General features: G+C 65.7%; 8 protein-coding genes. 3 read left to right on the top strand and 5 right to left on the bottom strand.

Features of this window, described 5'->3' with window-relative positions:
* The coding region (locus tag VIR09_RS09485) for a heterodisulfide reductase-related iron-sulfur binding cluster (protein ID WP_332012629.1) at positions 1-833 on the top strand (833 nt) is incomplete at its 5' end.
* A gap of 7 nt (positions 834-840) precedes the next feature.
* Positions 841-2,367 carry an FAD-binding oxidoreductase gene (locus tag VIR09_RS09480; protein WP_332012628.1) on the top strand — a complete coding sequence of 509 codons (1,527 nt, stop codon included), beginning with the start codon at positions 841-843 and terminating at the stop codon, positions 2,365-2,367.
* A 44-nt stretch (positions 2,368-2,411) separates the two neighbouring features.
* Here VIR09_RS09480 and VIR09_RS09475 read toward each other — a convergent pair whose 3' ends face one another.
* Genes VIR09_RS09475 through VIR09_RS09455 form a run of 5 tightly spaced genes read right to left on the bottom strand, consistent with a single transcriptional unit; the run spans position 2,412 to position 7,158 of the window.
* Positions 2,412-3,503 carry an SDR family oxidoreductase gene (locus VIR09_RS09475; protein ID WP_332012627.1) on the bottom strand — a complete coding sequence of 364 codons (1,092 nt, stop codon included), beginning with the start codon at positions 3,501-3,503 and terminating at the stop codon, positions 2,412-2,414.
* Between the two features lie 7 nt (positions 3,504-3,510).
* On the bottom strand, positions 3,511-4,482 hold the full coding sequence (locus VIR09_RS09470) for a tripartite tricarboxylate transporter substrate binding protein (protein ID WP_332012626.1): 972 nt from the start codon (positions 4,480-4,482) through the stop codon (positions 3,511-3,513).
* Between the two features lie 59 nt (positions 4,483-4,541).
* Positions 4,542-5,459, bottom strand: a complete 918-nt coding sequence (locus VIR09_RS09465) for an SMP-30/gluconolactonase/LRE family protein (RefSeq protein WP_332012625.1) — start codon at positions 5,457-5,459, stop codon at positions 4,542-4,544.
* Between the two features lie 11 nt (positions 5,460-5,470).
* The gene (locus VIR09_RS09460) at positions 5,471-5,797 is read right to left on the bottom strand and encodes an AtuA-related protein (RefSeq protein ID WP_332012624.1); all 327 of its coding nucleotides are present in this window, start codon (positions 5,795-5,797) and stop codon (positions 5,471-5,473) included.
* Positions 5,794-7,158, bottom strand: coding sequence for an acyclic terpene utilization AtuA family protein (locus tag VIR09_RS09455; RefSeq protein WP_332012623.1), 1,365 nt, complete (start codon positions 7,156-7,158; stop codon positions 5,794-5,796). Before VIR09_RS09455 ends, VIR09_RS09460 begins: the two co-directional genes overlap by 4 nt.
* Here VIR09_RS09455 and VIR09_RS09450 point away from each other — a divergent pair.
* The gene (locus VIR09_RS09450) at positions 7,085-8,209 is read left to right on the top strand and encodes a LysR family transcriptional regulator (RefSeq protein WP_332012622.1); all 1,125 of its coding nucleotides are present in this window, start codon (positions 7,085-7,087) and stop codon (positions 8,207-8,209) included. The genes VIR09_RS09455 and VIR09_RS09450 overlap by 74 nt on opposite strands.
* Positions 8,210-8,215 lie beyond the last annotated feature (6 nt).

Raw genomic sequence — 8,215 nt, 5'->3', positions numbered from 1 at the left:
TGGCGCTGCTGGATGGCTGCGCCCAGTCGGTGCTGGGCGCCGAGATCAACGCCTCGGCCAAACGCCTGCTCACACGCGCCGGCTACGCCGTCGTCGCCGTCCCGGGCGTGCAATGCTGCGGCGCGCTCGAACTGCACATGGGACGACGCGAGGCCGCCACCCGACACATGGAACAGGCCGTCCGCAGTTGGTCGGCCGCGCTGCAGGCCGGACACATCGACGCCATCATCAGCACCACCTCAGGCTGCGGTTCCGTCATCAAACGTTATGAGGAACTGCTTTCCGACCGCCCCGAGCTGTCGGCGCAGGTGCGCCTCGTGGTCGATGCCACCCAGGACATCGCGCAGATCGCCGCCGGCCTGCCGCTGACCGCCAGCGGCTCGGCTCTGGGCTTGGCCGTTTCCTATCACGACTCCTGTTCGCTCAAGCATGGCCTCAAGATCGAACGGCCGCCGCGCCGCGCACTGGGAAAGCTGGACATGGAGGTGCGCGACATTGCGGAGTCGCACCTGTGCTGCGGCTCGGCGGGGACCTACAACATCCTTGAGCCGGCCATCTCGGACCGCCTGGGACAACGCAAGGCGGCCCACGCCTCGGCTAGCCAGCCGGACGTGATCGCCGCCGGCAACATGGGATGCCTGGTACAGATCTCGCGCTTCACGTCCGTGCCCGTGGCGCACACGGTCCAGCTGCTGGACTGGGCCACCGGCGGCCCGCCTCCCCGCGGTCTTGAAGACTTCCGGCCCAAGCCGCCGCAGGCGGCGGCCAACGCTCCAACTCCGGCGGCCACGCCGGTTCCGACAACCGCCGGCAGCGGCGATCTTCTGTGGTGAACGACGAATGCCTTCCAATGACCCTATCGTAGATTTCGCCCATGCGGCGGCAGCCGAGCTAGGCGCGGACGCCATCACGCTGGGCGACGACGTCCTCGGACGCTACGGCGAACATACGCTGCCCTGCGCCGACGTGCGTCCCGGCGCGGTCGCCTATCCGGACTCGACCGAAGCCGTGCAGACGCTGGTGCGGCTGGCCAATCGCTTCCGCGTTCAGCTCTATCCCATCAGCAATGGCCAGAACATCGGCCTGGGTACCCGCTCGCCCATCCGCCCTGGCCAGGTGGTGGTGGACCTGGGCCGGCGCATGAACCGCATCCTGGAAGTCAACGAGACGCTGGGCTATTGCGTGCTCGAACCCGGCGTGAGCTTCCGCGCCATGCACGATGAGCTGCAGCGCCGGGAAAGCAAGCTGATGATCTCGCCCACTGCGGGCCCGTCGCAGGGCAGCATCCTCGCGAACGCCCTGGACAAGGGCGGCGGCAGCGGCGCCTACGCCGATCATTTCGGCATGAGCTGCGGCATGGAGGTTGTGCTCGGCAATGGCGACGTGATCCGCACCGGCGACGGCAGCCTGGCCGGCTCCTCGCATCCCAACTGGCACGTATCCAAATACAGCTTCGGCCCGACGCTGGACGGCCTGTTCTCGCAATCCAACTTCGGCATTGTCACCCGCGTGGGCATGTGGCTCATGCCGCGGCCGCCGCATATCGAACCCTTCTTCTTCACCTTCCCCGACGACGAAGACCTGGGGGAGATCGTCGAACGCATCCGTCCGCTGAAGCTGAGCAATTTCGTGCCGACGCTGATCCGCGCCACCAACGACCTGTATCTGCTGTCCTCGGCGGCCACCAACCCGGAATACGCGGCCAGCGGCGGCAAGCGTGCGCTGTCTGACGAAGGCCGCGCCGCGCTGCGGCGGCAATACAACCTGGGCTCCTGGACCGTATCGGGCGCGGTGTACGGCGCCAGCCGTGCCGCCGTGCAGCCCCAGATCGACCGCATCGCCCAGCATTTCCTGGCCTCGGGCAAGGGACGCCAGATTCCCATGGAAGAAGCAGAGGACATCGGCCCCCTGCACATCGCCATCAACTCCAACACCGGCGTGCCGACCGACAGCGAATTGAAGATGCTGGGCTGGCGCCCGGGCGGCGGCGCGATCTGGCTGTCGGCGGGCTCCCCCGTCGCGGGCGACATCGTCAACAGCCTCCAAGCGCAGGCACGCCGCATCTGCCACGACCACGGGCTGGAATACCTGTTGTCGAACGTTTGCGGCGCGCGATTCGCCCGCGCCATCCACGCGATCATCTATAACCGCGAAGACGCCGACGAAACCGCCCGCGCGGACGCCTGCTACCGGGCGCTGGCCCAGCTGTTCGCCGAGCGCGGCATCTTCGTGGGCCGGGCGCCGACCATGTACCACGGGTTCCACCAGGCCCAACGCATGCCGGAGTTCGTGCGCGCCTGCGCATCGATCAAAGCCGCCCTCGACCCCAATGGCGTCATCGCTCCCGGCAAGTACGGCATCGACTGAAGGTGGGCGCCCCTCGATAAGACGGCCTGAGCAGCCCCCTGCTCTCAAACCATGCGGGGCGGAATGATCCTCCGCTCCATCAGCACCCCAAGCCAGTGCTTGACGCAAGCTTCGGTGTCGTAGGCCTGCGTGAAGCCTGCCTGCTTGATCTTCACGGTGCTGACAAAGGCCGGAGGGGGCGGCGCTTTCAGGCCATGGCCGAACCGGGCGTCGGCGGAAAAATGGGATTCGCCCAGGATCTGGCCCATGCTCAAGGGCCGCAAGCCATGCCGCTTGACGATCTCGTCCCACAGCGGCGCGCGGCTGGGCAGGTATTCAGCCAGGCACACGGGCTGGTCCGGACCCGGCTCGACCTGCAGGAACTCCGCCAGCGAGGGCCACAGATCGCGCCAACTGAAGACTTCACCGTTGGTCAGGTTGTAGTGTTCGTTCCAGGATTGCGGGTTCTCGGCTGCCCAGACGCCCGCATCGCCGATGAGGCGCACGTCCACGGCTTCGCGCGGGTAGGAGATGTGCCCCGGATAGCCGAACGGCTTGCCTTCCGCTTGGCACAGCGCCGCATAGACACCGATCACTGGCACGGTATTCATCGCCACGCCCACGTTGGGGCCGACCACGATGGTGGGACGGAATATCGTCCAACCGAAGCCGCACTGCGCGGCCCTTTCCCGGATGTAGTCTTCCTGGAACCAGTAAGAGTTCGGATGGTCGTCCCGAGGCTGACGCTCGCGCGCTGGAATGCGGATGGGGTGCAGGTGCACGCCATAGGCCTTGGTGCCTTGCAGCACCGTGACATGGCGCAGCCCGCCGCTGCGGCTCAGCGGCTCGATCACGTTCCTGATCATGCTCAGGTTGGTGGACATCTGCTCGGCGTCCTGCCAGCCCGCAATGAGGCCGGGCTTTTCATAGACGGCCGCATAGAAGACATGCGTGACTTGCGGCAAGGACTCGAAGGCGCGACGGCAGGCCTCCGCGTCCTGCAGGTCAACCGGCAAATGGGTGAACGGCCTTAGGCTGATGATTTCCGGGGGCCGCCGGGAAACGGCGATGACTTCCCAGCCGGCGTTCAGGAAGGAGTCGACGGCTGCGGAGCCGACCAACCCGCTGGCGCCAGTGACGAGAACGGTGCGCGACATGATTCCCTCAATCCATGACCAGGTTGATCTGCTTGAACAGCTGCTGGAAACGCACGTACTCATCCGCCATGCGCTTGCCGAAGTCCTCGCGGCTGTCCGCGGACGGAACTATGCCCAGGCCGGCAAACTTCTCTTGCGTTTCAGGGTTGTTCACCGCCTTGACGATCTCGTCGTGGAGGCGGTCCAGGATGGCCTGCGGCGTACCGGCGGGCGCGACGATGCCGTACCAGGCGACGCTTTCGGCGCCGGGCAGGCCGGCTTCGGCCACGGTGGGCACGTCCGGCAGCAGCGGCGAGCGTTTGGTGTCGGCCACGGCCAGGGCACGCAGCTGGCCGGACTTCACGAACCCCAGAATGGGCGGAACACCGCTGATGACCATCTGGGTGCGCCCGCCCAGGGTGTCGGTGATGGCGTCGCTATTGCCCTTGTAGGGCACGTGCAGGATTTCGGTCTTGGACAGGTGCTGGAACAGCTCGCCTGCGATATGGCCGCTGGTACCCACGCCCGCCGAGGCGTAATTGACCTTGTTCGGATTGGCCTTGATGTAGGCGATCAATTCCTTCAGGTTGGTCACCGGGATCGAAGGGTTGACCAGAATGACGTTCGGGCCTGTCGCCACCAGGGCTACCGGCGCCAGGTCCTTGAGCGCGTCATAGGGCATTTTTTTGCGGGCATTGGGATTGACCGTGATCGGCCCGGCGGACGCGAAGCCGATGGTGTAGCCATCCTTGGCAGACTTGGCGACGATGTCGGTGCCCAGGTCGCCGCCGGCGCCGGGCTTGTTCTCGACGATCACGGGCTGGCCGAGCTGCTCGCTCAAGGGCTTGGCGACCAGGCGCGCGATGATGTCGATGGAGCTGCCCGGGCCAAATGTGGCGATCAGGCGGATGGGGCGCGCGGGATAGGCATCGGCGGCCTGTGCGCTGGTGAAGGCGGCCAGGCTCAGTGCCAGGCCGGCTATCAATCGGAAGGAAATCATGGTGCTGTCTCCGGTATACGGTGATTTTTTTTGCGTGGATGGGATGCGTGGCAGGCGAGTCAATCGCCGTGCGAGTACATCGGCTTGCCGGGATGCGGCAGGCGGGCGCGCAGAATGACGCCCTGCTCCGCCTCGGTGATGTACAGGGTGCGCATGTCCTCGCCGCCAAAGGCGACATTGGTGGTGCGCATGCCTGCGCAGGACCGGATGCGGTAAAGGGGTTCGCCCAAGGGGCTGAACAGCCATACGGTGCCTGCCTGGGCATGGACGATGGCCAGGTTGCCGGCGCTGTCCATGGCCATGCCGTCCGGCCCGGCCGTGCTGCCGGATAGCTGGATGAAACGGCTGGCTTTCTTCATCTGGCCGCCGGGTTCCAGGCGCAGCGCATAGATGGCATTGTCATGCGTGATTGCCACATAAAGCACATTCTCGGCTTGGTTCATGACCAGGCCGTTGGGGCCGGCCAGGCCGTCCATCAGAAGGTCCACGGTCTTGCCGTCGGCGCGCAGGCGGAAGACGCGGCCGGTCGGGTTCTCCAGGGCGCTTTCGCCCTGGTCGGTGAAGTACAGGTCGCCGTTGGCTGCGAAGAACAGATCGTTCAGACCCTTCAGGCCTTCGCGCTGCACATGCTGCAGGTACGGTCGAATGCTGCGGGCTGCGGGATCCAGCAGCATCAGGCCGTGCAGGTGATCGGCAACGAAGATGCGTCCATCGCGATGGATCTTCAGGCCATTGGGTTCGCCCTCGTAGCTGACGATGACCTCGAAGTTGCCTGCCGGGTCCACGCGCAGGATGCGCCCGTGCGCCAGGTCGACACACCACAGATTGCCGGCGCGATCAAAGGATGGCCCTTCCAGGAAGGAGTGCATCTTCACATGGCGCGCCGCCAGCCAGGTCGAGGGCTGTTCGGTCAGGTGCAGGGATTCGGGCAGCCGGGCGTATACCTCGGTACCCATGGGTTCAGCGGGAGGATACATTGCAGGTCCTTTCAGGATTGCGGTTGGCTGCCTGGAAGCTCGATTCCCAGCATCAGCGAACTGAGCGACTTGCCGTGCGGATCCAGGCGCAGCGAGCGCGTGACGCCGCCGGACAGCACGTTGGGGATGACGAAATTCAGCGCTCTCAGGCTTGCCACCTCGTAACGCCGCACCTGCCCTGCTCCCAGATGGGCGAAGGCCTGTTCGACGCGTTCGGCGGTAAGCGCCTGGCGCAGCACCCGCCAGCCGGCGTCGTCGTAAGCAATGACGGCAATGCTCGAGGTATTGCCCTTGTCGCCGGCGCGCGCATGCGCGAGGTCGTAAACCAGAATGCTCATGGTCTGGCTCCCAAGGTAATCACTTCCGGGTTGACCCAGCCGCGCGGGATCAGCAAGGCATCCACGGCGATGACCTCCTTGGCGCCCAGGTTGACCGGGCCGCCTGCGCCATAGGGCCCCTGCATGTTCAGCTGCCGCACGTGGTCGCCGAGCCGGTGGGCGCTGTTCTTGTCGGGGCAGCGCGCGGCGACCCGCAGGCGGACCTCATAGGGATGGCTCGCCAGGGCTTGCGCATGATCGCCATGCAGGCTGCTGATGCCGATCAGGTCGACCTGGATTTCGCTGGCCACGCCGCCATCGAGGCGGAACCTTTCCTTCACCGTGTCGGCCGCCAGCCGGGCCCGGGCGATGGCATTGACGCCCGCGTAGGCGACCTCCCCCGAACCTATCCAGCCGTCGAAGTAGCCCACCACGACCTTGTAGCTGTCGGTGCGTGGCGCGGCGTGGATACCGCGCACGGCCACCCGGTCCGCGTTCTGTTCTTCGAAATGGAGGCCTTCCAGGTTCAGCACGCAATCCGGCGTGATGTAGGCTGCCGGATCGTGAATTTCGTACAGCGCCTGCTCGGTGCAGGTCATGCGGTCGAGGCGGCCGCCCGAGCCTGCCGGCTTGCCTATGTAAAGCTCGCCGTCGCCATAAAGATCGGCATAGGGATAGGCCAGCTCGGCCAATCGTGGAACGTCTTTCTTACCGGGGTCGGCAAAGTAGCCGCCCGTGATCTGGGCGGAGCATTCCAGCAGGTGGCCCATGATGGTGCCGGCCGCCAGCCTGGGCAGGTCGTCGTAGCCCCAGCCGTGATGATGCAGCGCCACGCCCAGAAACAGCGAGGGATCGGCCACCCGGCCCGTCATCACGACGTGGGCGCCGGTGGCCAGCGCATCGCGCACGACATCGGCGCCCAGATAGGCGTTCGCGGAGGCCAAGCGAGGCAGGATCGATTCCAGCGGCAGGTCGCGATCCATCAGGCGCAGCTCGGGATGCTGGCGCACCCGGTCGGTCACATCGTCGCCGACGACGGCGGCGCATTTCATCTCATGCCACCCCAAGTCGCGGCCGATGTCGAGTGCCGCCTGGGCAGCGCCGACCGGATTGGCCGCGCCCATGTTGGACACCAGCCGCACGCCCTGCTCCCGGCACGCGGGCAAAAAGGCGCGCATGCGCTCCTGCAGCATCGGGTTGTAGCCGTGAGCCCCGTCATGCTTGCGCGACAGCGTTTCGCGCGCGATCGTCCGCTCGGCCAGGCACTCGCACACCAGGTAGTCAATGTCGCAGCCTTCCAGCAATGGCATGGCGGGGCCGATGCGGTCATCGGCCATGCCAGCGCCGACGCCGATGCGCAGCCGCTTGCGCGAGTCATTCATGTCTGTCTCCGTCCGTGTTTACGGTCCGGATCAGTATCGTGCGACTTACCTGATCTGGAAATTGATATATTTATATCTTGGTAATAACTCAAACGCATCACGCAAGCGAATGACCCTGACCATTTCCGAATTGGAGGCCGTGCTGCTGGTGGCCGAGACGCTCAACTTCCGCATGGCTGCGGAACGCGCGCACATCTCCCAGCCCGCGCTCAGCCGGCGGGTGCAGGCCGCGGAACAAAAGCTCGACGCCCGGCTCTTCGACCGCGACAAGCACGGCGTTGCGCTTACCGCCGCCGGCGCGGAACTGGTCCCCATTGCGATGCGCATGCTGTCGGAATTCCGCGATTCGCTCAGCGATCTGTCGGAGTTCATTGCGGGCCGTCGCGGCAGCATCAATGTCTGGGCCCTGCCCTCGGTCGCTTCCGCCCTGCTGCCAGCAGCAGCGCGCGCCTTCCAGAAGTCGCATCCGCAGGTGCGGCTGAACATCCACGCCGTCTCTGCCCGCCAGATCACGCAGGCCGTGGCGGAAGGCACCGCCGACATCGGCATATCCATCGAAATTCCGGACCAGCCGGCTAGCGTGACCTTCTCTCCGCTGCTGCAAGAAAAATTCGTCCTGATCTGCCCGGTCGACGATCCGCTGGCGCGCAAAAAGCGCGTGGACTGGAGTGTTTTCGCCGACCGTCCCTATATCGCAAGCGGTCCGGCCAGCAGCATCCGTCAGGTTACCGACCGGATTCTTGCCGCCTCGGGGCGGATGCCGGAGATGAATTACGTGTCCGACAATATTTCGGTGGTGGGCGCGATGGTGGCCGCCGGAGTCGGCATCGCGGCGGTCCCGCAGTTGGCCCTGCGCCTGATGGACGCCACGCGCCTGTGCAGCCTGGCGCTGCATTCGCCCGCCGCAACGCGGGAAATCGGCATATTGCTCAAGAAACAGCGCTCCTTGTCGGCGGCGGCGCTGCATTTCCTGGATACCTTGCGGCAGACAGACCCGGCCCAGGATTGCGCGGGAGGCAAGGCCGACCGCAGGAGCTTTATCTGTTGTTGAAGCAGC

It is taken from the genome of Achromobacter sp. (assembly GCF_036567245.1).
Classification (GTDB): Bacteria; Pseudomonadota; Gammaproteobacteria; order Burkholderiales; family Burkholderiaceae_B; genus Achromobacter.
The sequence above is the reverse complement of the archived record's forward strand: the minus strand, read 5'-3'. Positions and strand labels throughout refer to the sequence as shown.

Excerpts from the sequence above, each read along its gene's own strand:
- VIR09_RS09480 (WP_332012628.1), top strand. The coding sequence starts at position 841 with ATGCCTTCCAATGACCCTATCGTAGATTTCGCCCATGCGGCGGCAGCC.
- VIR09_RS09475 (WP_332012627.1), bottom strand. The coding sequence starts at position 3,503 with ATGTCGCGCACCGTTCTCGTCACTGGCGCCAGCGGGTTGGTCGGCTCC.
- VIR09_RS09470 (WP_332012626.1), bottom strand. The coding sequence starts at position 4,482 with ATGATTTCCTTCCGATTGATAGCCGGCCTGGCACTGAGCCTGGCCGCC.
- VIR09_RS09465 (WP_332012625.1), bottom strand. The coding sequence starts at position 5,459 with ATGTATCCTCCCGCTGAACCCATGGGTACCGAGGTATACGCCCGGCTG.
- VIR09_RS09460 (WP_332012624.1), bottom strand. The coding sequence starts at position 5,797 with ATGAGCATTCTGGTTTACGACCTCGCGCATGCGCGCGCCGGCGACAAG.
- VIR09_RS09450 (WP_332012622.1), top strand. The coding sequence starts at position 7,085 with ATGGCGGGGCCGATGCGGTCATCGGCCATGCCAGCGCCGACGCCGATG.
- VIR09_RS09455 (WP_332012623.1), bottom strand. The coding sequence starts at position 7,158 with ATGAATGACTCGCGCAAGCGGCTGCGCATCGGCGTCGGCGCTGGCATG.